21 protein-coding genes and 2 pseudogenes are annotated in these 22,676 nt (G+C 63.9%); 8 read left to right on the top strand and 15 right to left on the bottom strand.

What is annotated here, in order from left to right; genetic code table 11:
• From GR328_RS23350 to acnA, 7 genes and pseudogenes are all read right to left on the bottom strand, one after another.
• A pseudogene (locus GR328_RS23350) lies at nucleotides 1-313 on the bottom strand (transposase); the annotation flags it as partial.
• A 145-nt stretch (nucleotides 314-458) separates the two neighbouring features.
• Nucleotides 459-845: an acyl-CoA thioesterase gene (locus GR328_RS23345; protein WP_160888063.1), complete on the bottom strand. Its 387-nt coding sequence runs from the start codon at nucleotides 843-845 to the stop codon at nucleotides 459-461.
• Nucleotides 846-878: 33 nt separating this feature from the next.
• Complete coding sequence (locus GR328_RS23340) at nucleotides 879-1,799, bottom strand: GntR family transcriptional regulator (RefSeq protein WP_160888062.1); 921 nt, start codon at nucleotides 1,797-1,799, stop codon at nucleotides 879-881.
• Between the two features lie 117 nt (nucleotides 1,800-1,916).
• Nucleotides 1,917-3,416, bottom strand: coding sequence for a tripartite tricarboxylate transporter permease (locus GR328_RS23335; RefSeq protein ID WP_160888061.1), 1,500 nt, complete (start codon nucleotides 3,414-3,416; stop codon nucleotides 1,917-1,919).
• Nucleotides 3,416-3,907 carry a tripartite tricarboxylate transporter TctB family protein gene (locus GR328_RS23330; protein ID WP_205790248.1) on the bottom strand — a complete coding sequence of 164 codons (492 nt, stop codon included), beginning with the start codon at nucleotides 3,905-3,907 and terminating at the stop codon, nucleotides 3,416-3,418. Before GR328_RS23330 ends, GR328_RS23335 begins: the two co-directional genes overlap by 1 nt.
• Before the next feature lie 75 nt (nucleotides 3,908-3,982).
• Nucleotides 3,983-4,948: a tripartite tricarboxylate transporter substrate-binding protein gene (locus GR328_RS23325; protein WP_160888060.1), complete on the bottom strand. Its 966-nt coding sequence runs from the start codon at nucleotides 4,946-4,948 to the stop codon at nucleotides 3,983-3,985.
• A gap of 52 nt (nucleotides 4,949-5,000) precedes the next feature.
• Nucleotides 5,001-7,694, bottom strand: coding sequence for an aconitate hydratase AcnA (gene acnA, locus GR328_RS23320; RefSeq protein WP_160888059.1), 2,694 nt, complete (start codon nucleotides 7,692-7,694; stop codon nucleotides 5,001-5,003).
• Nucleotides 7,695-7,834: 140 nt separating this feature from the next.
• Here acnA and GR328_RS23315 point away from each other — a divergent pair, with 140 nt between their 5' ends.
• The 6 genes and pseudogenes from GR328_RS23315 (at nucleotide 7,835) to GR328_RS28105 (ending at nucleotide 11,054) form a co-directional block, all read left to right on the top strand.
• Nucleotides 7,835-8,050 carry a type 2 periplasmic-binding domain-containing protein gene (locus GR328_RS23315; RefSeq protein WP_160888058.1) on the top strand — a complete coding sequence of 72 codons (216 nt, stop codon included), beginning with the start codon at nucleotides 7,835-7,837 and terminating at the stop codon, nucleotides 8,048-8,050.
• A gap of 11 nt (nucleotides 8,051-8,061) precedes the next feature.
• Entirely contained in the window at nucleotides 8,062-8,652 is a 591-nt protein-coding gene (locus GR328_RS23310) for a tripartite tricarboxylate transporter substrate-binding protein (protein ID WP_160888071.1), read from the top strand.
• A 17-nt stretch (nucleotides 8,653-8,669) separates the two neighbouring features.
• The gene (locus tag GR328_RS23305; RefSeq protein WP_425487070.1) at nucleotides 8,670-8,819 is read left to right on the top strand and encodes a hypothetical protein; all 150 of its coding nucleotides are present in this window, start codon (nucleotides 8,670-8,672) and stop codon (nucleotides 8,817-8,819) included.
• Between the two features lie 25 nt (nucleotides 8,820-8,844).
• Nucleotides 8,845-9,854, top strand: a pseudogene (locus tag GR328_RS23300) (lactonase family protein).
• A 103-nt stretch (nucleotides 9,855-9,957) separates the two neighbouring features.
• Nucleotides 9,958-10,533, top strand: a complete 576-nt coding sequence (locus GR328_RS28110) for an AbrB family transcriptional regulator (protein WP_160888057.1) — start codon at nucleotides 9,958-9,960, stop codon at nucleotides 10,531-10,533.
• A gap of 38 nt (nucleotides 10,534-10,571) precedes the next feature.
• The gene (locus GR328_RS28105; RefSeq protein ID WP_160888056.1) at nucleotides 10,572-11,054 is read left to right on the top strand and encodes an AbrB family transcriptional regulator; all 483 of its coding nucleotides are present in this window, start codon (nucleotides 10,572-10,574) and stop codon (nucleotides 11,052-11,054) included.
• Nucleotides 11,055-11,143: 89 nt separating this feature from the next.
• On the opposite strand, the gene GR328_RS23285 is transcribed toward GR328_RS28105, so the two are convergent.
• From GR328_RS23285 to GR328_RS23250, 8 genes are all read right to left on the bottom strand, one after another.
• On the bottom strand, nucleotides 11,144-14,422 hold the full coding sequence (locus GR328_RS23285; RefSeq protein ID WP_160888055.1) for an error-prone DNA polymerase: 3,279 nt from the start codon (nucleotides 14,420-14,422) through the stop codon (nucleotides 11,144-11,146).
• On the bottom strand, nucleotides 14,419-15,828 hold the full coding sequence (locus GR328_RS23280; protein ID WP_343039461.1) for a DUF6504 family protein: 1,410 nt from the start codon (nucleotides 15,826-15,828) through the stop codon (nucleotides 14,419-14,421). The genes GR328_RS23285 and GR328_RS23280 overlap by 4 nt, the downstream gene beginning before the upstream one ends.
• A 7-nt stretch (nucleotides 15,829-15,835) precedes the next feature.
• A complete protein-coding gene (locus GR328_RS23275; RefSeq protein ID WP_160888053.1) occupies nucleotides 15,836-16,588 on the bottom strand; it encodes an ImuA family protein in 753 nt (250 codons plus the stop codon).
• Nucleotides 16,589-16,845: 257 nt separating this feature from the next.
• On the bottom strand, nucleotides 16,846-17,712 hold the full coding sequence (locus GR328_RS23270) for a shikimate dehydrogenase (protein WP_160888069.1): 867 nt from the start codon (nucleotides 17,710-17,712) through the stop codon (nucleotides 16,846-16,848).
• Nucleotides 17,713-17,755: 43 nt separating this feature from the next.
• Entirely contained in the window at nucleotides 17,756-18,199 is a 444-nt protein-coding gene (locus GR328_RS23265; protein ID WP_160888052.1) for a type II 3-dehydroquinate dehydratase, read from the bottom strand.
• A gap of 27 nt (nucleotides 18,200-18,226) precedes the next feature.
• A complete protein-coding gene (locus tag GR328_RS23260) occupies nucleotides 18,227-19,528 on the bottom strand; it encodes a TRAP transporter large permease (RefSeq protein WP_160888051.1) in 1,302 nt (433 codons plus the stop codon).
• Nucleotides 19,525-20,043: a TRAP transporter small permease gene (locus tag GR328_RS23255; RefSeq protein WP_160888050.1), complete on the bottom strand. Its 519-nt coding sequence runs from the start codon at nucleotides 20,041-20,043 to the stop codon at nucleotides 19,525-19,527. The genes GR328_RS23260 and GR328_RS23255 overlap by 4 nt, the downstream gene beginning before the upstream one ends.
• Before the next feature lie 92 nt (nucleotides 20,044-20,135).
• Complete coding sequence (locus GR328_RS23250) at nucleotides 20,136-21,128, bottom strand: sialic acid TRAP transporter substrate-binding protein SiaP (RefSeq protein ID WP_160888049.1); 993 nt, start codon at nucleotides 21,126-21,128, stop codon at nucleotides 20,136-20,138.
• Between the two features lie 194 nt (nucleotides 21,129-21,322).
• On the opposite strand from GR328_RS23250, the gene GR328_RS23245 reads away from it, so the two are divergent.
• Together GR328_RS23245 and GR328_RS23240 are read left to right on the top strand one after the other, a co-directional pair.
• The gene (locus GR328_RS23245) at nucleotides 21,323-21,991 is read left to right on the top strand and encodes a GntR family transcriptional regulator (protein WP_160888048.1); all 669 of its coding nucleotides are present in this window, start codon (nucleotides 21,323-21,325) and stop codon (nucleotides 21,989-21,991) included.
• On the top strand, nucleotides 21,988-22,668 hold the full coding sequence (locus GR328_RS23240) for a GntR family transcriptional regulator (protein ID WP_160888047.1): 681 nt from the start codon (nucleotides 21,988-21,990) through the stop codon (nucleotides 22,666-22,668). Before GR328_RS23245 ends, GR328_RS23240 begins: the two co-directional genes overlap by 4 nt.
• Nucleotides 22,669-22,676: the final 8 nt, after the last annotated feature.

The raw sequence follows: 22,676 nt of genomic DNA, 5'->3' as shown, positions 1-22,676 counted from the left end.
ATCCGGCGCCGCGTCATCTAGATCAAGCCGGCGGAACCATCGATAGGCCAGATGACGCGAGACCTCCTCGCACAGCTTGCGCTCCGAGCGGATGCCGTAGCAGTAGCCGACGATCAGCATGCGCATCATCAGTTCGGGATCGATCGAGGGGCGGCCCGTGTGGCTGTAGAAGGACGCCGGCTCACGATGGATGCCGGCCAGCGCCTGGGTGACAAAGACGTCGATCTTTCCGAAGCAGATGACTGGCGGGGATGCGCTCTTCCAGATGAAAGGAATAGAGGAACTGCGCTTGATCGTTCCGCTGACGCCCCATCGTCGCTGCGTCTCCCTCGCCAATCCTGAGGTGAACGGATCGTGCCCTTCGCGTCAACACAACCGAGTTCTTCAACAGAATCGACCCAGTGCAGACCCTCGCAGGGCGAAGACTTTCAAGTGGCTGCTGATCGCGAGGGGCCGATTCATCCCGGTGGTAGTGGACGAGGGCGAGAACCGCTGTCGATGGCAACGAACGTGAAGACCGCTTCCGTGACCTTGACCTGCTCATCACCGTCTCGGGAGCGGCGCCAGGCTTCGACCTGGAACTTCATGGAGGTCCGCCCGGTCGAAATCAGGTCTGCATAGACCGAGACCTCATCGCCGACATGGACCGGACTATGAAACGCCATCCCATCCACCGCCACGGTCACGCAGCGCCCCCGGGCGCGGCGGGCGGCGGCATTGCCGGCCGCGAGGTCCATCTGCGACATCAGCCAGCCTCCAAAGATGTCTCCGGCAGGGTTGGTATCCGAGGGCATCGCAATCGTTCGAATGACGGCCTCGCGCATCCCGATAGTCTCGACCGTCATGACTGCATCTCTTTCCTGTCCAGGTCGCAGTTCTCAGTGCTCCAGGATCGGCCTGATTTCCTGAAGGTTCTCGATGGTGTGCTCCAGATGGCGGCGCAGCATCTGCGAGGCCTCCTCGTTGTTCCCGCGCTCCAGCAGGTCGAGGATCAGAAGATGCTCCTTGCACTGCTGACGGTAGCGTGTGCGGTCGACCATGGAACGGTATGAGAGCAGACGGCGAACCCGGTTGATGCGTCGGATCGCCTCCAGGAAGAAGAGGTTACCGGAGGCTCCGATGATCGCCTCATGAAACCGTACGCCGCGCTCGTGGAGGGCATCAGCACTATCCGTCTCCAGAGCACCATCCAGAAGCCGCAGCTCCGCGGCACGGCAACGCGCCGCCGTCTCAGGATCCAAATGATAGGTCGGCTCCAGCAACGCGGCCGGTTCAAGGGCCAGACGCACCCGATAGGTCTGCTCCAGGCTCTCGGGGGTCGTGAGCATGGGCGAGAAGGACCAGCCGTAGCCCGGGCGGCGCTCGGCCCAGCCTTCCTGGGCAATTCGGCCCAGCACAGCATTCAGTTGCGCCTTCGTCACCCCATAGGTTTCCCTGAGGTGGGCCTCGGAAACGGGGTCGGGCAGACGGCCCTGGAGGTGATCCTCAGCGATCCTGAAGTAGAGGTCGCAAGCTTCGTTCCTGGCGGTCAGGCCGAGGGTTTCCGGCGACGCGTTCTTAACATCCGAGACGAAGTAGCCGCGATTGCGTTCGTGGGTAAGGACGCCCTTGGAAGCGAGCAACTGCAAGGCCTGGCCGACCGGGAAGCGGGATACATTGAACCGCTCGGCGAGCTCCTGCGCCGTAACATGAGTCCCGACGGCTAACCTGTCCCCCCGAATGTGGTCGAGGATCTGGGCGGCGAGACCCTCAGTCAGCTCGCGCTTTCCGTTGACCGGACGTTCGCCGGCTGAACTCATGAACACGACCCCGTACGCAGTATCTAATATAATTTGATCACCTTTACCCGATTTGCCGCGGTCACGGTACTCTCATGCGCAAAGCTTGGGTCGTAGGCTGGGGCGCGCTACGCCCCATCAGTCCTCGGCTGCCCTGAAACGGCTCAAGCCCTTCATCGCAAATGGCGCCAGAAGGGCAATGGCGGCCAGCATCAGCAAGGTGGCCGAACCCGGATTCTCGAAGAAGACCAGCGGATCGCCAAGGGTGATTTGCATCGAGCGCCGGATCTGCGCCTCCGCCATCGGCCCGAGAATGAGGCCCACCACCATCGGCGCGACCGGATAATCCCAGCGGCGCATCAGCAGGCCAAGGAAGCCGAACACGAACAGCATTCCGACCTCGACCACGGAGGGGTTGGCCGCGACGGTGCCCATGGCCGCAAACACGAGGATCCCGGCATAGAGCCACGGCTGCGGGATTGCCAGAAGCCGCACCCAGAGCCCGACCAGGGGCAGGTTCAGGACGAGGAGCATGGCATTGGCGATAAAGAGGCTCGCCACCACACCCCAGACCAGGGCGGGGTTCTCGGTGAACAGGAGCGGACCCGGGTTCAGCCCGTATTGCTGGAAGCCAGCCAGCATGATCGCCGCCGTGGCGGAAGTCGGCAGTCCGAGGGTCAGCAGGGGCACGAGCGTGCCCGCGGCTGACGCGTTGTTGGCGGCCTCAGGGCCGGCGACGCCCTCGATGGCGCCATGACCAAACTCGTCCGGGTGCTTCGACAGCTTTTTCTCGGTGACATAGGACAGAAACGTCGGCACCTCGGCGCCGCCGGCCGGCAGGGCTCCGATGGGAAAGCCTAACGCCGCGCCGCGCAGCCATGGCCTCCAGGACCGCCGCCAGTCCTCCCGGCTCATCCAGAGCGAGCCCTTGATCGGGACGATCTCCTCCGGGTTGCCCTTGAACCGGGAGGCCACATACAGGGCCTCACCGACCGCGAAGAGACCGACAGCCAGCGTGGTCACCTCAACACCGTCGAGGAGCTCCGGGACCCCGAAAGCCATGCGGGCCTGGCCGGTCAGGATATCAATGCCAACGAGGCCGAGCATCAATCCGATTGCGAGGCTGGTGAGCCCACGAAGAGGGGACTCGCCGAAGGTTGCGGACACCGTCACGAAGGCGAGCACCATCAGGGCGAAGTAATCCCATGGGCCGAAGCTGACGGCCAACTGCACCAGCAGAGGCGCGAAGAACGCAAGCCCGATTGTGGCAAAGGTGCCGGCGACGAAGGAGCCGATGGCCGAGGTCGCCAGGGCCGGTCCGCCCCGTCCAGCCTTGGCCATCTTGTTGCCCTCAATGGCGGTTGCAACCGATGCGCTTTCGCCGGGGGCATTGATCAGGATGGCGGTCGTCGAGCCGCCGTACATGCCGCCGTAGTAGATACCGGCGAACATGATGATCGAGCCGGTGGGATCGAGCTTGAACGTCACCGGCAGCAGGAGGGCGACCGTCAGCGCGGGGCCGATGCCCGGCAGAACCCCGACCGCCGTGCCCAGAAGCACGCCAATGCCAGCGAACAGAAGCTTCGTGGGCTCAAGGGCGACCAGAAAGCCTTGGCCAAGAGCAAAGAACGCATCCATCACGAACTCCTATAGAACAGGCGCTCAAGCGGCCCCGCCGGAAGGGACAGCGTCAGGAGCTTGCTGAACAGCAGATGGATCGAGACGCCGAGGCCGAACCCGATGGCGGCGTCGGCCAGCAGGACGCGCCGCCCGAAGGCCCGTGCGGTAACTACGAAGAGGAGCGTGGTCGCGAGCACGAACCCACCGCCGAAGGCGATGCAGAGCAGCAGGGCGATGAGTCCCAGGGCGATCCAGGCAATCGCAATCCCGTCGGCATGCTCAGGAACAGGCATCCCGTCCCGGAACGCCGCAACGAAGTGGCCGACGCCGAGGACCGCTAGAAAGCCAGCGACGGCAATGGGCATGGCTGTGGGCCCAATCCCGTAGGTGGAGGCGACCGTCTGAGCGGCAGCGTCCCGCTCCACCACAATGGCCAGCACGATCAGGGCGAGGCCCATCACCAGCGCGCGTTTGTCCGCACGCCGCCTCGCAAGCAGCGACATCATCATGGCGTCATCCGATCTTGAGAATTGTCGAGAACGAGGAAAGGAGAGCCCGTCCCACGGGCTCTCCAGGTCTTGGCCTTACGACTTAACGAGACCAACCGAGCGCAGCACCTCGCCCACGCGCTCCTGCTCTTCCTTCAGGAAGGCCTGGAAGGGCTCGCCAGCCAGGTAGTAGTCGTCCCAGCCCTTCTGCTTCAGGATCTCGGCCCATTCCTTCGACTGCACGACCTTCTCAATCTTGTCGGTGAGCGCCTTGCGCTCCTCGTCCGTGATGTCCGGAGCACCCATGATGGCGCGCCAGTTCACGACCTCGACGTTCATGCCTTGCTCCTTGAGCGTGGGGACATCGACACCGGCCAGCCGCTTGCCGGCCGAGAGGGCAAGAGCCCGCAACTTGCCGGCCTTGATCTGGCTTTCGAACTCGCCATAGCCGGACACGCCCGCCGTCACCTTGCCGCCGAGCATGGCCGCCAGGGCCTCACCGCCGCCGGAGAAAGCGACGTAGTTCACTTTCGCCGGATCAGAGCCGGCAGCCTTCGTGAACAGGGCCGCGAGGATGTGGTCCGCGCCACCGGCGGAACCGCCGGCCCAGGTCACCTTCGCCGGGTCCGCTTTGACTGCAGCCGCCAGTTCCTCGATCGCCTTGATCGGCGAGTTGGCCGGCACGACGATGACAAGGGGGTCGCCGGTCAGGCGCGCAATGGGGGTCACCTGGTCGAGGTTGACGGGAGCCTTGTTGCTGAGGATGGCGCCAACCATGGTGATGCCGTTGACGAGGAGCTGGCTCGGGTCGCCCTTGGCCGTGTTGACGAACTGGGCCAGGCCGATGGTGCCGCCGGCGCCTGGAACGTTGACCACTTGGACGCTCTTCGCGAGGCCGTTCTGGGTCAGGACCTGCTGGATGGAGCGCGCAGCGGAGTCCCATCCTCCGCCGGGACCCGCAGGAGCGATGATCTTCAGCTCCTCCTGGGCAAAGGTGGTTGACGCGACGAGCGTCAATGCGGCGACGGCGACGCCGCGGATCGTCTTGGTGAAGTAGCTCACGAGTTCCTCCCTAAGGTTGCGTGAGGGAATGGGTGCTGAACGGTAGTTCCGCTCAGCGTCCCTTGTTCGGCGAGGCCTCTCGCCGGGTGCTTTCACCGTCTCCGGTGAATTTTGGGGCATGCGCCTCACGGCTTGTGGCCTCCGCGTTGACGGCACGATGCAGGATGACGGGAATGATGCCGCCGCCGCGCAGGATCTCGACCTCAAGCCCGGTCTCGATGGCAGCGGTCGCGACAAAGGTTTCAGCTTCGCCGGAGGCAAAGCGGATCGTGACAGATACGGGCGCGCGCGGGCTGATCCGGTCGGGATCGGCATCGATGACGATCTGGTCGCCGGGTTTGAGGTGAAGGCTCTCCGGATGCTGCTCCGCCGGGAGGCGCAGGGGCAGGATGCCCATCCCGATCAGGTTCGAGCGATGGATCCGCTCGAAGCTTGAGGCCAGCACCGCGCGTGCGCCGAGCAGGGCGACGCCCTTGGCAGCCCAATCGCGCGACGAGCCCATGCCATAGCGCTCGCCGGCCACCACCACGACAGAGGCTCCCTCGCTGGCGTAGCGCTCGGCGGCCTGGAACAGAGGCAGATGCGCGCCTGAGCCGACATGGATCGTGAAGCCGGGGGCGATCTGTGGATCGAGGAGGTTGCGAACGGACTTGTTGGTGAACAGGCCCCGGACCATGGCCTCCCAGTTGCCGCGGCGCGATGCGAAGACATTCAGGTCGCGACGGTTCTCGCCGCGCTCCACCAGGTATTCGGCGGCTTCGCCCTGCTGCGGGATCTGCCCGGCAGGGGAGATGTGGTCCGTCGTGATGTCGTCGCCCAGCACCAGTAGCGGGTGCGCGGCGTAGGTGCCGAGGAGCGTGCCCTTGCCGAAGCCCGCGAAGGGTGGGCGCCGGATATAGGTCGAGTTCTGATCCCAGGGGAAGAGGGCCGTGGCAGGAGCATCCAGCACGCGCCAGGTTTCGCTCGCCTCGGCCTCGTCGTACGAGGTATGATAGTCGCCTGCGTTCATAGCTAGCGCGAGGGCCGCATCGATCTCATCGCCCGTAGGCCAGAGATCAGCCAGACGGACGTCCTTGCCCGACGACGAACGTCCAATCGGGTCGACGAGGATGTCGCGGTTGACGTCGCCAGCCAGCGCAAAGGCGATCACGAGTGGAGGCGAGGCCAGGAAGCCCGCTTCGAGTTGCGGATGGACGCGTCCCGGGAAGTTGCGGTTGCCCGACAGGACGGCCACGGGGACAATACCGCGCTCGGTCATGGCCTGCTCGATAACGGCAGGCAGCGGGCCCGAGTTGCCGATGCAGGTCGTGCAGCCGTAGCCGACGATGCCGAACCCCACCGCCTCCAGGTCATCCAGCAGGCCGGCGCGGCGCAGGTAGCGCTCGGCAGTGGGCGAGCCGGGCGCGAGCGAAGTCTTCACCCAGGCGGGTGGGGTGAGACCGAAGCGGCGCGCCTTGCGGGCGAGCAAGCCTGCCGCAACCAGAAGCCTCGGATCGGATGTGTTGGTGCAGCTCGTGATTGCCGCAATCGCCACGGCCCCGTCGCTAGGCTGCTCGGCGGAGGCCGTGGCGGGCCGTGCCGCCAGCATTGGCGCAAGGGCCTCGACAGTCTGTCTCGCCGGAATGCGGTCCTGCGGCCGGCGCGGACCGGCGAGGCTGACCTCGACCTCGCGGAGGTTGATCTCAACCATGTCGGTAAATCGGGGCGAAGCCTCCGGATCGAACCAGAGCCCTTGCCGCTTGGCATACTCCGCGACGAGGCGGACCTGCTCCGCGGAGCGGCCTGTTTCGCTCAAATAGCGCAGCGTCTGTTCGTCGATGGGGAAGAAGCCGGAATTGGCTCCGAATTCCGGTGTCATGTTGGCGATGACGGCGCGGTCCCCGGCGGAGAGCGTCGAGACGCCCTCGCCAAAGAACTCGACGAAACGGTCCGCCAGATCGATGCGGCGGAGCCGCTCAGTGACCGTCAGCGCGAGGTCGGTCGCGAGCACGCCCTGCCGCAGACGCCCCGTGAGGCGCACGCCAACCACGTCCGGCACCCGGATCATCACGGGCATGCCGAAGAAGACGCTTTCGGCTTCCAAGCCGCCCACGCCCCAGCCGAGCACGCCGATGCCGTTGATCATCGGCGTGTGACTGTCGGTGCCGATCAGCGTATCGGGCATGGCCCACGACACGCCATCCCGCTCGGCGGTAGTGACGACCGTTGCCAGTCGCTCCAGGTTGAGCGTGTGCATGATACCCGTGCCGGGCGGGTGAACACGAACACCGTTCAAGGCTCGCGTAGCCCATTTCATGAAGCGATAGCGCTCGGCATTGCGCCCGAACTCACGTTCCATGTTGCGGCGAAGGGCGTCGGGTGCGCCGAACACGTCGACAGCGAGGGAATGGTCGGTGGAGACGTCGACGGGCAGGACGGGATTGAGCCGGCCCGGATCGTATCCGGCCTCGGCCAGCGAGGCGCGCATACCGGCGATATCCACCAGTGCCGGACCGCAGGTGGTGTCGTGCATCATGACGCGGCCGGGGAGGAACGGAACCTCCTCCTCGCTTCGTCCACTGTTCAGCCACCCAAGGATCGCCGCCTTCGCCCGTGGGGCATCATCCCCCGCATTGCGCAGGACGTTCTCGAGCATGATGCGCAGGATGTGGGGCAGCCGACCGAGGTCGCCGCCTGCGGCTTCAGGCAGGTCGAAAATGCGGTGGGATCGTCCGGCAACTGAAAGGGCAGCCACGGCTGTTCGCATCCTGGGTCATTGGAAGACGACACTTGCATTGCAGGATATCTCATCAAAATGCAAGAGAAAATTGCATTTTGGTATTTCAACATGCCAAATGGATGCATGCTCCTGATGCTCTTTTCAGGGCAGGCGCGGGAGGAAAACGCATGAAACCAATAACTTACATGTCCCTTAGGGTCGCTCTTGTCCTCGGTCTCGGCTTCGCATCCACGGTGGCGGTTGCCCAGAACGACTATCCAGCCCGACCGATCAAGGTGGTTATGCCGTTCACGGCCGGCGGGGGTGTTGACACGGTCGGCCGCATTCTCGGTGAGGGCCTGAAAGAGGTCCTCGGCCAGTCAGTTGTCATTGAGAACAGCTAGGCGCGAGCGGGATACGCGAAGCGGAGACGGTCACGCGCGCCGAGCGGGACGGCTATACGCTTCTGCTGTCGTCTGCCGGCGAAGTCGCGGTGAACCCGCATCTCTTCAAGAGCATCAAGTACGACCCAAGCCGCGATCTCACTCCCGTCAGCTTGGTGGTGAAGGTTCCCAACGTCCTGGTCGTCAATGCTGCATCCGACATCAAGTCCCTGGACAACCTGAGCAATGCCGGAAACAACAAGGACGCCAAGGCGACCTTCTCATCGAGCGGCATCGGCAACCCGCAGCACCTTGCTGGGGAACTCCTCAACCGCATGGCTTCCACCAACCTGATGCACGTTCCCTATCGGGGCGCGGCCCAGCAGGTCACCGACGTCCTGGGGAACAATGTCACGGCAACCTTCGCGAGTTACTTGGCCGTGGCCCCCTTCGTCGAGGCCGATCAGGTGAGGGCGCTTGGGGTTACAGCCTCGGAGCGGGTCCCGAGCCTGCCGTCCGTTCCCGCGATGGCCGAGCATCCGCAGCTTAAGGGGTACGACGTGACCAGCTGGTTTGGCTTGTTCGGCCGGCCGGTACATCGGCCCCGGTCATCGACAAGCTGAACAAGGCAGTCGTTCAGGTGCTCAACAACCCAGCCACCGCCAAGAAGCTCGGGTCCTTGGGCAGCTATCCGTCCCCCACAAAGCCGGACGAGTTCAAGAGCTTCCTTGCTGCCGAGTCGGAGAAGTTCAAGAACATCACCACGATCGCCGGCATCAAGGCGCAGTGACGATGCATGGCATTGAGGGATCGGCATGGTGACGGTGAGGTCGCCCGTGTGTTTCGCCTATGTTGGGTCGCGCACCACCAGGGAGCGCAAGGCCCGCGGGAACGGCCTCAACGTCTATCGTGTCGACACCGCAACCGGTGTCTGGACCCGTGTGCAGGAGGTGACCGGGCTCTACAATCCGTCCTTCCTGGCATTGGATCACAGCCGCCGGTTCCTGTACTGCGTTCATGGCGACACGAGCGAGATCAGCACCTTCCGCATTGATCCCGGTAGCCGGTTTATCGTTGCGGCAAACCACGTCACGTCGAGTCTTGCGCTTCTGCCCCGGCAAGCGGACGGTTCGCTCGGCGAGCTCATCGATCTCGTCGTCTTCAAAGGTGAGATTGGTCCGCACCGGGTTGGGCAACCCTTCGCCAAACCCCATCAGGTTGAGTTCGAGCCGACCGGGCGCTTCATTGCCGTTCCGGACAAGGGCCTCGACCGTGTCTTCTCGTTCCGGCTCAACGAAGAGAAGGGAAGGCTTCTCGCCGTCGATGCACCGCCGGCTCCAGCCCGCGAGGGAGCAGGTCCGCGCCGCATTGCATTCCATCCAACGAACGGCATTGGTTACGTGGTGAACGAGCTTGACGCCACGGTCACGGCTTACCGGCTTGATCTCGAACATGGCGGGCTGACACCTCTCCAGGTCCTCAGCACCCTCTCTGACACGTTCGTGGGCCATAGCCGGGCCGCCGAAATTGCCGTCTCAATGGACAGGCGGTTTGTTTACGCATCCAACCGGGGCACGACAGCATCGCCATCTTCAGTATCGACCAAGTCACGGGCCGGCTGACAAGTGCTGGCTGGGAGGCGAGCCGCGGCAGGATCCCTCGCTTCTTTGCCCTTGATCCGACCGGAGTCTGGTTGTTCGAGGACAGCGACACCATCACAACCTTCAAAGCTGACCGGCCCACCAGGATGCTTTCGCACCGGGGAGAGGCTGCCCGGACCGGCAGTCCGGTCTGCATCGTGTTCAGGGATGCACCGCAGGAATAACAGGCGGCACCCGCAATCGAGGGTCTATGAAGACCCGTGCCCCGGGAGGAAAGCGACCGTTTGAGGCCACGTCCTCGGTCGGCGGCATCGGGATGTTGAGGGAGTGGTTTCGTATCAGTTGGTCAAAGCCTGTCGTGCATGGGTGCGGGCGTTCTCGCCAGCGTCATTCCCCTACTGCCGTTTCCTTGCGGCGCTGCTGATCGGGGCTGCCGGGGGATGGGGCTTCGCGCTGTTGAACCTGCCGCTGCCCCGGATGCTGGGCTCCATGACCGCCTGCACCTTGGCTGCCCTCCTGCGCGCGCCTATTGCGGCCCCTGCCGCTGTACGCCCTCCCATGACGATGATCATCGGCGTGATGCTGGGCGTCGGGTTCACTCCCCAGATTGTTGAGAGCATTGCACACTGGCTGCCGACGGTGCTGGGGCTCGCGGACTTCATCCTCGTCAGCGGCGCCGCCTGTGTCGCATACTTCCGCCGCATTGCAGGGTTCGGCCTCCCCACGGCGTATTTTGCTGGAATGCCGGGCGGTCTGGTCGGGATGGTCATTGCCGGTGAGGACAAGGGTGGGGATGCCCGCACCATTGCACTCGTCCACGCGGCGCGCATTCTCCTCGTCGTGCTCACATTGCCGTTCCTTGTGCGGCTGATGAGCGGGACCGCTCTCGGGACGAGATCGTAGCTCGGGCTGTCGCTCCCGAGACACCTTGGCGCGACGAGGTGTGGCTGATTGCGACGGCTCTTGCCGGTGCGTTGCTCGGGCATGTCCTGCGGCTTCCGGCCCGGCTGCTCCTCGGTCCCATGCTGGTCAGAGCGCTGCTGCATGTTCTCGGCTGGACCCGCTTCGCGCCAGCTTTTGAGGTCGTTAGCTTCGCCCAGCTTGTGCTGGGCACCACTATCGGCTGCCGTTTCGCCGGCACGGCCCCACGTGAGATCTTCCGCATCCTCGTCCTGTCGCTGGGGACGACGGTGATCCTGCTCACGATCACCGCCGCGTTCGCCACCGGGGTGAGCTCCATCTCATCCTACAGCCAGGTCCCCTTGCTTCTGGCCTACTCACCGGGCGGGCTTGCGGAGATGAGTCTCGTTGCGCTTTCCCTCGGGATTGAGGTGACCTTCGTCGCTGCTCACCACATCATCCGCGTATTCATTGTGATGATTGCCGCCGCCCCGGTACTTACTCTTCGGCACCGCAGGAGGTGAACACGCACTCAGGCATGTTGCCAGCGGTAAACAGACCAGCGTAACGAGCGAGTCGGTTTGTCTCGACCGAAGGCGACGCCGACGTCCGTTTAGCGGAAATCTCGTGTTGCGACTTTGATGACAGGCGCTTGATAGTCCTCCACTGCCTCTTGGCTTACTCGGTCGGGAGCACCTTGCGGCCCCGAGCGCAATATTTGGCGCATGCCGGCCTTAGCTTCGTCTCCGCGGCCATGCCTCATCCGCAGAGCCCCACCTCTATCTCCGATTGAACGCAGCAGATCAGACAGATCGATGAAGTGCTCGGCGATGAGGTGGGTAACACCACCTTCTCGCTGAACCCGGCCGCGGCAGCCGATCATGCCCGAGGACAGGATCAGGCGCCGGTGCCTCTCGAACACCGCGGACCAGATCACGAGATTGGCGACGTCCGTCTCGTCCTCGATGGTCATGAAGGTCACGCCTTTGGCCGAGCCCGGCTTCTGACGCACCAGGACAAGGCCTGCCACCGTGACACGCTCGCCGTCCCGAGCACGGTGAAGATTTCCGCACGAATGGATCCAGCGTTCGGTCAGTTCCTGCCGCAGGAATGCCACGGGATGACGGCGCAGCGTCAAACCGACCGAACGATAATCCTCCACGACCTCCCGGCCTTCCGTCATGGGAACGAGATCGACCTCAGGCTCGACGAGTTCGGGCCTGATGGTGCGTTCGCGCTCGTCAGCGGCTACGAACAGGGGCAGCACCTCGTCCGATAGACCTTCGATGGTCCAGAGCGCTTCACGGCGATCGATTCCGATGGAGCCGTAGGCATCGGCCTCGGCGAGGTGCCTGAGGGCTTTCACCGGAAGGCCGGCCCGCCGCCAGAGATCCTCGATGGACGCGTAAGGCCGCTCGGCGCGGATGATCGGGACTATCGCGCCATCCGCATTGGCAAGACCATGCACCATCCGGAACCCGAGCCGGACAGCGAAACGTTTCGGGTTCCGGGTCGGCTCCAGGATGCAGTCCCAGCGCGAGTGGTTGATGTCGACGGGGCGCACCTCGACGCCATGAGCCTGCGCGTCCCGCACCAGTTGGGCGGGCGCATAGAAGCCCATGGGCTGGGAGTTGAGGATGGCGCAGCAGAACACGTCCGGATGGCGGCACTTCATCCAAGACGAGGCATAGGCGATCTTGGCGAAGCTCGCCGCATGGCTCTCCGGGAAGCCATAGGAGCCGAAGCCTTCGAGCTGCCTGAAGGTGCGCTCGGCAAAGGCCGCATCGTAACCACGAGCGGTCATGCCCGTGATCAGCTTCTCGCGGAACTTCGACACGCCGGCTGTGAACTTGAAGGTCGCCATCGCGCGCCGGAGCTGATCGGCCTCCGAGGGCGTGAAGCCGGCGCATTCGATCGCCACCCGCATGGCCTGCTCCTGGAAGAGGGGTACGCCGAGTGTCTTCTCCAGCACGCGCCTGAGCTCCGGGCGCGGGTATTCGACTTCCTCTCTCTTCTCGCGGCGGCGCAGGTAGGGATGCACCATGTCGCCCTGGATCGGGCCGGGGCGAACGATCGCCACCTGAATGACGATATCGTAGAAGGTCTTCGGCTTCATGCGCGGCAGCATCGCCATCTGGGCCCGGCTCTCGATCTGGAACGTGCCCACCGTATCGGCCCTGCGGATCATGGCGTAGGTCGCCTCGTCCTTGCCCGGGATCGTGGCGATGTCGTAGTCCTCGCCCTTGTGCTCGCGGAGAAGATCGAAGGCGCGGCGCAGGCAGCCGAGCATGCCCAGTCCCAGCACATCGACCTTCATGAATTTGAGGGTGTCGATGTCGTTCTTGTCCCACTCGATGACCTGCCGGTTCTCCATGGCGGCCGGTTCGATCGGCACGAGGTCGTCGAGGCGATCCTGCGTGAGCACGAAGCCGCCAGGGTGCTGCGAGAGATGGCGCGGCGCACCGATGAGTTCGCTCGCAAGCTCCAAGGTCATGCGCAGGCGCGGATCGTCGAGGTTGAGGTTGAGTTCCCTGGCCTCCTTGTCCGACACCCCATCGTTGCCCCAGCCCCAGACGAGGCCGGCCAGTCCCGCCGTCACATCCTCGGGAACGCCGAGGGCCTTGCCGACCTCGCGCACGGCGCCCTTGGCGCGATAGCAGGACACGACGGCGGTCAGCGCCGCGCGATGGCGGCCGTAGGTGTCGTAGATCCACTGGATCACCTCTTCGCGGCGCTCGTGCTCGAAATCGACATCGATGTCCGGCGGCTCGCGCCGCTCCTGTGAGACGAAGCGCTCGAACAGCAGGTCGTGCTCGGTCGGGTTGATGGAGGTGATGCCAAGCACGAAGCACACGGCGGAGTTTGCCGCAGAGCCGCGGCCCTGGCACAGGATGCCGCGCGACCTGGCAAAGGACACGATGGCGTGCACGGTCAGGAAGTAGGGCGCATAGCCCAGCTCCTTGATCAGACGCAGCTCACGACGGCAGGTCGTCGCGACCGCATCGGGGATGCCGTCCGGATAGCGCTGCCTTGCACCATCCCAAGTGAGCCGTTCCAGCTTCTCCTGGGCCGTCTCGCCGGGATCGGTCTCGGATGGATACTGATAGCGCAACTCGTCGAGCGAGAAGGTGCAGCGACCCAGGATCTCTTGCACGCGCCGGAACGCTTGCCTGTGGCGCCCGAAGAGGCGCTCCATCTCAGCCGGATCCTTGAGGTAGCGGTCGGCATGACGCTCGAGGCGATAGCCGGCCTCATCGATGGTGCAGCCTTCCCGAATGCAGGAGACGACATCCTGCAGGCGGCGGCGGCCCGGGTAGTGATAGAGCACATCGCCCATGGCGATGGTCGGCACTCGGGCTGCCTGCGCCGCCTGCTCAATGGCGTAGAGGCGCACATGCTCGTTGGGCACGAAGCGCCGGATCAGGGCCATGTAGGCGCGGTTGCCGAAGGTCCGTGTGAGACGGGCGAGGTTGGCCCTAAGCCTGTCGTCAGCATGATCGCCCAGCAGAACAGCGAGCAGTCCCTCGTTCCAGGCGACCACATCATCCCAGGCAAGATGGCACTGCCCCTTGCCGCCGCGGCTCTTGCCGATGCTGAGCAGCCGGCACAGGCGGGAATAGGCGGCGCGATCCGTGGGATAGACGAGGAGCGACGTGCCATCGGTGAGATCAAGACGACATCCGACGATCAGCCGTACGCCCGTATCCCGAGAGGCCTCGTAGGCACGCACGATTCCCGCCAGCGAGTTGCGGTCGGTGATGCCGAGCGCCGTGATGCCGAGGAGCTTCGCTTGCTCGAACAGCTCCTGCGGGCTTGAGGCGCCGCGCAGGAACGAGAAATGGGTCGTGACCTGAAGCTCGGCGTAGGTGGGATCTGCAGGGCGCTCGCTCATGCGAAGAACCCATGCATCCACCAGCGTCCGCCTTCAGCAGTGGGGGCATCGCGAAAAATCCAGAAGCGGCCGCCTTGCTCGGTCTCGACGCGGTAATAGTCGCGGGCGGCCGAGCCCTTGTCGCCGTTCCACCATTCGGGCGTGATGCGTTCCGGCCCGTCAGCCTTGGCGACATTGTGCTTCACGTTGCGCCAGATAAAGAACCGCGGCGGGTGATCCGGGAGAAGGGCGGTCGCCACCACCGGTTCGGGCGGATCGAGCAGGCGCGGTGGTCGCGGCAGGTTCTCTGGCCAGACGGAGCCCGTTGGCGGCGCGAGCGCTGGAATCCGGCGTGCCATGCGCTCCGGCACGAGGCTCTGGACGGGCGCGAGGCGGTAAACGTTCCTCATGCCGATGCGGGCGCCGAGGCGGTCGACAAGCTGGCTCATGTCGGCTTCGCCCGCCTCATCGCCCATGCCCTGCGCCTGGGTTTGCCTCTCCGTCAGGGGCTCCACCTTGCTCGCGACCAGCACGATCTCCTCGATGCCGAAACCGGGATCGATGGTTTGGAGACGTTCGTCGAAGAGCCTGGCCAGATGAACGGCGTCCCTGTTGGCCTTGGCGGTCCCGACCCGCAGGCAGGCGCTCTTCTGATCAACACGCTGGCAGAGGAGATCGAGCCGGCGAGCGCCTTCACCGCGGCATTCCAATTGCCGGCATAGATCCTTGGCGAGACGCAGCACCACGGATGTGAGATCCTCGAGTCGGCCAATCGGCTCCGCGAAGGCGAGGGCGGCGGTCGGGGTCTCTTTGGGAACGAGGGGCGTGATGGGCTCGAACGAATGACCCATGGCCTGATCGAGCCGCAGAGCTACGTCCCGTCCGAAGCGACGGACCAGCGGCGCACGCGGCATGGCGGCCAACTGGCCAATCCGCTCGATGCCAAGACGATGCAGGGTGCCGAGCTTGTCGACGGGAAGCCTCAGGGCGCGGATCGACAGGGGCGCGACAGCATCCACGGCCCGGCCCGTGGGCACGACACCGCCCGCGCCGTAGCGGGTCACGGCCCAGGCTGTCCCAGGAGCGTCGGCGACCGCCGCTTTCGCAGCGATGCCCTGGCGCGTCAGGCGGCTGGTGAGATCACGGAGCAGTTCCTCCTCGCTGCCGAAGAGATGCGCCACACCGGCGATGTCGATCCAGAGCCCATCCGGCGGATCGGGCGACACTACGGGCGAGTAGTTGATAGCCCAGCGCGCGAGCTCCCGGAGCGAGGCGTCGTCCTCCTCGGGCGTGGCCTCTGCCACATGCAGGTTCGGCACCAGCGCCTGAGCCTGAGCCAACGCCATGCCGGAATAGAGGCCGATGTCCTGCGCAGCAGCGCAGGCGGCACGCACGACACGGCGCGAGCCGACCACGTGCGCGGTCACCAGGGGCTCATGACGCGGCGGCTCGCCGGTCCGCCGCCTGATCCGATCGGTTGGCCAGGTCGGCAGGTAAAGCGAGACGACCCTTCGCATCGCAGGCCTCCAGAATCCATGTACGAGGTTCAGCGCCACGACAGCGCAGGAGTTCGACCTGCCAGCGTTCCCGTCCAAGACCGGGTGCCGGCATGAGTTCAGATGGGGCAGGAGCAATGCGCCAGCGGGTTGCGGCAGCCGTCGGCAAGCGGACCAGATCCTTCTCGGCGACTGTCCACCAGCGCCGGATGACGAGCGCCGTCACGCCTGTGGCTTCAGCTGCCAGTTGCAGGCGGCGCGATGCGGTGAGGCCCAGGCGCGTAACCTCGCCGACCACGGCGGCCAAACCTTTTTCGCGCAGTCCTTCCTCGATGAGAGGCAGGATCTCGCGCTCGCGCTCGGCTTCGGCATAGATCACGCGATCAGGATGAAGTCCGGCGCGCAGAAGCCCTGGAGCGAACAGATCCCGGCGCGTCAGACACCAGAGAACAGGTCCCTTGAGGCGGGCGACGATCCCTGCGGTGAAGAGTGTCGTACTGCCGGCGAACTCGGAGGCCGATCCCGCCTCGATCATCTCATGAAGGGCCCCTCGCGCGAGGCCGCCTCCCGGCAGGTGGCTGTCGATCTCGCGAGGGCCGAAGGGCAGCGGCCTGGCTTTCCGGGAACCGCCTTCGAGCCGGGCAATCTGGAGCCGCAAAGCGGCAAGGCTGTCCTGTCGCCCGGCATGCATGATCCCGTGCCCGCTCAAGTTCGTGTTTAGGATGTTCTTAGTATGTTCTCATCGCGAGATGAGTCAAATGCACGCAGGAGTAGCTGTGAATTGTGAGGAGAAGGATGTTTCGGTCTGCCTTGCTGGCAGTCTTAAAAAGTCGGCTTACGGCACGAGGCAGACGAAAGCCGAACTTCCGCAGTCACAGGGCAAGCTGACCTTCATAAGGCCACGCCCAACGGCTCAGTTTGACCCGGAGGCAACCTTCCGCGAAACTCCTACATCTCCTGGAAGTGACGAAGCATGCGCGCGGCGTTCGGCTCCTTCCCCGTAAAGAGACGAAAGGCACCGACGGCCTGGAAGACGGCCATGCCACCACCTGCCATCGTGCGGCACCCGTGGGCTCTGGCCTCGCGCAGCAGCTCCGTCTCAAGCGGAAAGTAGACAATGTCGGCCACCCACAGTTCCGGGCGAAGCAGATCAGAGGGCACGGCCATACCAGGATATTTGGCCATCCCTACCGGGGTGGTGTTGACCACCCCGTCAGCTCCGGCCACCGCCTCTGATAGAACAGGATTGGAGACGGCACGGTTGTGGCCAAAGCGCTTGCGCAGGGTGGCGGCAAGATCTTCGGCCCTCTCCTCGTGAGTATCGATGATGGAGACCTGTCCAGCCCCGAGGGACAGCAGGGCATGGGCCACCGCGGCTCCGGCGCCGCCAGCACCGAACTGTACGACCCGGTCCCGGCGCACATCCGGAAGCTCGCGGCGGAAGCTCTCTGCAAAACCCCACAAGTCGGTGTTGTGTCCAATACGTCGGCCACCCTTCAGGACAACGGTATTGACGGCTCCGAGCGACGCCGCGTCCGGCGACAGATCGTCGAGAAGCGGGATCACGGTCTGCTTGCAGGGATAGGTGATATTGAGACCGGCAAAGCCGAAGCGCTGGGCGGCGGTGAGGATCTCCGGGAGAGCACCTGCATCAAGGCTGAGCGCCTCAAGATCGATCAGCTTATAGACGTAGCGAAGTCCCTGCTCGGCGCCCTCCCGCTCATGGAGCGCGGGCGTGCGGGACGCCTGAATTCCTGCCCCCACCAGGCCGGCGAGAACAGACGGATGCTTCCACGACTCCGCAACTTCACCCATCTCGAGGCTGGACACTGACAGCAGCAACTCGCTCATCTCCGCCTCAGATTTCCGCCGTCGCGACGAGATCGTGCATTGCCTGGACTGCCGCCGGATAACCTCTGACTCCGAGGCCGGCAATCACCGCGGTCGCAATCGGGGAGACATAGGACTTGTGGTAGATCGGCTCACGCCGGTGAATGTTCGTGATGTGCAGCTCGAAGATGGGTCCCCGGAACATCTTCAGGGCGTCCATCAGCGCCATGGACGTGAATGTGAACGCAGCCGGATTGATGATGATTCCGCTGCCCTCGTCGATGGCTTCATGCACCCAGTCGATAAGCTCGAATTCCCGATTGGACTGCCGGAACACAATCGGGCGGCTCGAGGCCGCCTCCCGGCACATCGCTTCCACTTCAGCCAGGGTAGTGTGGCCATAGATCTCCGGTTCGCGCGTCCCAAGGCGATTCAGGTTGGGGCCGTTGAGGATGTAAATCGGTTTGGCCATCGATATGCCTTCCTTGGATGCAGACGGCTATCCCTGGTAGCCGAAGAGACGTGGCAGCCAGAGGACGGTTTCGGGCACGAAGGTGAGGATTGCGAGAGCGACGACCATCGCCAGGAGAAACGGCATGATGTCCCGCACGATGTGGCGCAGCGGGGCTCCTGAGATGCTCGCCATGATGAACAGGAGAAGACCGTAGGGCGGCGTGATCAGCCCGATCATGATGTTGACCACGGCCACGACCCCGAAGTGCACCAAATCGATGCCCAAGGCCTGGGCTGTCGGGATGAACACCGGAACGACGATCAGCAGGATGGCCGTTCCCTCGAGAACGCAGCCGAGCACCAGCAGCAAGACGTTGACGAGGATCAGGAAGCCGACAGGCGACAGCTCCCATCCGGCAAGGAGCGCCCGCACCGAATCCGGGATGTTCTCGACGGTCACAACGTAGTTGAACACCAACGAGCCGGCGATCAGCATACCGATCGAGATGCTCGTACGGGCGCTGATTGCGAGCGAGTTGTAGAAGTTGCGCCAGCCGACGCTTCGGTAAAGGCCCGCAGAGATGAGGAGCGCATAGGCGGCCGCGACGGCGGCGGCTTCCGTGGGTGTCATCACGCCGCTGTAGATGCCCCCGAGCAGGACGACGGGCATCATGAGGGACGGGAAGGCGTCCCAGGTGATCCTCGGCAGTTTCCTGAGCGGCACGGGCTTCTCGACGGGGAAGTTCCTGCGGCGGGACGTGACCGCCACGATGGCCATTTGACTCAGCGCCATGAGCAGCCCTGGAACGACGCCGCCCAGGAAGAGAAAGCCGATGGAAGCGTCCGACACCAGGGCATAAAGCACCATCGGAATCGACGGCGGGATGATTGGGCCGATCACCGACGAGACGGCTGTCGTGGCTGCCGCATAGCTTGACGTGTACCGGCCATCGCGGGTCATCATCATCTGCATCATACGCCCGGTGCCCGCAGCATCCGCGATAGCCGATCCGGACATGCCGGCGAAGATGATGCTTTGGAGAATATTGACATGTGCCAGTCCGCCCCGGAACCGGCCGACCAGGGCATTGCAGAACGTCATGAGCCGGTCGGTCATGCTGCCGATGTTCATGAATTCCGCAGCCAGGATGAACAGCGGCACCGATAGGATGATGTAGTTGGAGTACATCCCATTGAGGAGCTGTTCGGCCGCCGCTCCCATATCCTGCCCAGCCAGAAGGAGGTACAGGATCGACCCGGCAATCATAGAATGCCCGATGGGCAGGCCGAGAAAGGCGAGGGCGGTGATCGCGACGAGAGCGAGCGAGAAGGGACTTGCGAAGGTCATACGCCGGAACTCGCCTGGGTGGTGTCAATCTCGTCTGGCGCCGCCCCGCGCATGGCCTGCCAGGCAATCCAGATGTATCGAACGATCGCAGCGAGCGCGAAGACGATGTAGATCGCGAACAGCAAATCGAACCTGATGTTCAGATAGGAGGAGCTCTGCACCTTCATGAAGATGACATAGTCGACAACCGCCGGGAACGATACGGAATAGAGTGCGACGAGCGCTGTGGCGGTGATGATGCACATGATCCGGCGCGCACCAGGTCCCACAGCGCCATAGATGACGTCGAACCGGATCTCCTCGCGCTCGCTGACCACGAACGAAGCGCCCCACAGAACAAGCCAGATCCACAGAATGGCGCTCAGTTCATGAGTCCACCCGATGGGCAGATTGAGCAGATAGCGGAATGCAATCTGAAGGAGGAAGGCCGCAAACATGGCGGCGAGCATGGCCGCCGCCACATTTTCGGCGCGCCGCGCCAGCCAGCGGCCCGTGGATCGTGCGAACGCCGTCATGCGAAGGACCTCCTGTTTGGCCAGGGATCGTCTAAGGATCACGCGAAGGAGAACCGCTAGGATCATGTCCCGGCGGCATCCGACGGTAAGGGTCACATTGCGTTGATCTTGTCCAGCATGCCCGGAGGCCAGCTCTTGGCGAGATCGGAGGCCAGATACTTCTTCTGCGCGAAGTCGCGGAAGGCCTTGAGATCAGGAGTATAGACGTTCAGGCCCTTGTCCTTGAAGAGGCTGACGAGTTCTGCTTCCTTCTTCAGGTGTTCCTGAGTGCTCCACTCGATGGCCTTGTCGGCCGCGGCCTGGAAGGCAGCCTGCTGCTGCGGGCTCATCGCATCCCAGACCTTGTTGGACACGGCCAGGAGATCAAACCCGACGAGGTGCGATGTCAGCGCAATCTGCGACATCACCTCGTAGAACTTCATGTTCTGCACGTTTGGCAGCGGGTTGTCCTGCCCGTCGATGGCGCCTGTCTGCAAGCCCGTATAGACCTCGGCATAGGCCATGGGCGTCGGGTTGGCCCCGAGTGCCGTCCCGAGGAACTGCCAGGCGTCACCGCCTGGCATGCGTAGCTTGATCCCCGCCATGTCCGCAGGCGTGTTGATCTTTTTCTCCGGCTTCAGGCCGACCTGGCGCGCACCGAAATAGGTCGGTCCCAGGATATGGATCCCGAGCTTGTCGGAAGCCATCTTCTTCAGTTCCTTACCAACGTCGCTCTCGAACACCTTCTTCAGGTGGTCGGCATCGCGGAACAGATAGGCCGAGGTAACGATGGACCAGGCTGGGATCTGATTGGAGATGTCCTGCGGCGCGATGTTGCCCATCTCAAGGTTGCCGCGCTGCATGGCGACCAGCTCGGTGCCCTGCTTGAACAGCGTGCCGCCATAGTAGGGCTGAAGAGTGAAGCCCTGCGACTTCAGCTCCTCGCCAAGGCGCTTCATCATTTCCGCCCGAATGTCCTGCTCCGAGAAGACGGCGGAGAAGCGCAGCGGCTTCGATGTCTGGGCAGTCGCGGACTCGCTTGCTCCCCAGGTCAGAAGGGCCGCGCCGGCGGCCACGAGAAGGCGTCGATTGATGCTGAGTGCCATGTGTTCCTCTCCGAAGTTCCTACCGCGCAGTAGCCTGCGTCTTAGCGGTACTATCCTCTCCGATGTTTTTAGAATCAATAGGTATTTCCTGGAACGTATGATATTTTGCATTTAATCATGTTTGGGCTTGCGCTGCGCTGGCCCGTGGCGCGTTGAAAGGATCAGACAGTGCCCAGCAACGGAATGCCGGCCTCATGAGTGTTGAGTTGCTGGCCACATCCATTGCGGATCGAGCTTACGACCGGATCCGCACCGACATTGTGTTCGGCCGGCTTGCCCCTGGGGCGAGGCTCCGGCTGGATCGGCTTGCGACGGTCTATGGAGCCAGCGTCAGCACCCTAAGGGAGATCCTCAGCCGCCTATCCTCCGAGGGGCTGGTCCTCGCCGAAGGGCAGAGGGGCTTCCGGGTCGCCCCGGTTTCTCCGGCCGGCTTTGAGGATGTCGCCGCGATGCGGCTTCTCCTGGAAACCTACGCAATGCCGCTGTCCTTCGCGGCAGGTGACCTGGAATGGGAGAGCCGTGTCGTTGCCGCACATTACAAGCTGGCCGTCCTGGAGCGCCGGATGATGGCGGGGGACCGCGACGGCATCGAGCTCTGGAAGCGGTATGACCGCGAGTTTCATCAGGTGCTGATTGAAGCCTGTGGCTCAGAAACCCTTCTCGACCTCTATGGCGGGGTCTTCGACCAGTACCTCCGATACCAGATGGTGGCGATCGTCTTCCGGGGGGAGATCGCCGCCGAGGAGCACAAGATTCTGCTCGATTGCGCCCTCACGCGCGATGCGGACCGGGCCTGCGAGGTGCTGACCCGGCATGTAAACGGATGCGTGACCAGCACCTTGGAAAGTGGTGTTTTGCGATGAGTGACGCAGTGGATGAAAGCCCTCAGCTTTCGACTGTCGGAGAGAGCGCCTACCAAAGGATCCGGACCGACATCATGTTCGGTCGCCTCCCCCCTGGCAGGAAGTTGAAGCTCGACCAACTCAAGGCAAACTACGGTGCAAGCGTCAGCACGTTGCGCGAAATCCTGAACCGCCTCTCCTCCGAGAGGCTCGTTGTCGCCGAAGGCCAGAAGGGCTTTGAGGTCGCTCCCGTTTCGATTGCCAACCTGAGGGAGATCGCGGCCCTTCGGCAACTTCTCGAATGCCGCGCGCTGGAGCAATCGTTCCGGGCCGGCGACGTGGAATGGGAAGGTCGCGTCGTCGCCGCCCACCACCGGCTCGCCCGGATGGAGGAGCGCATGGCGAGGGGCGACCAGACGAGCACCGAGGAATGGAAGCAATATGACTGGCAGTTCCATCAGGCCCTCATCTCGGCCTGCGGGTCAAAGATGTTGATCGACACCCATGCGGCGGTCTTCGACAAGTACCTTCGCTACCAGATGATCGCTCTGAGCTACCGGGGCGAGATCGCAGCGCGCGAGCATGCCGAATTGCTGGAATGTGCTCTGCGGAGGGATTCCGAAGAGGCCTGCGAGGTGCTGAGGCGCCACGTCTCCGGCGGGGTCGAGCATGCGCTCGCCACCGGAACCATCGGCTGACGAGGAAG

It is taken from the genome of Microvirga makkahensis, from assembly GCF_009830105.1.
GTDB lineage: Bacteria > Pseudomonadota > Alphaproteobacteria > Rhizobiales > Beijerinckiaceae > Microvirga > Microvirga makkahensis.
The sequence above is the reverse complement of the archived record's forward strand: the minus strand, read 5'-3'. Positions and strand labels throughout refer to the sequence as shown.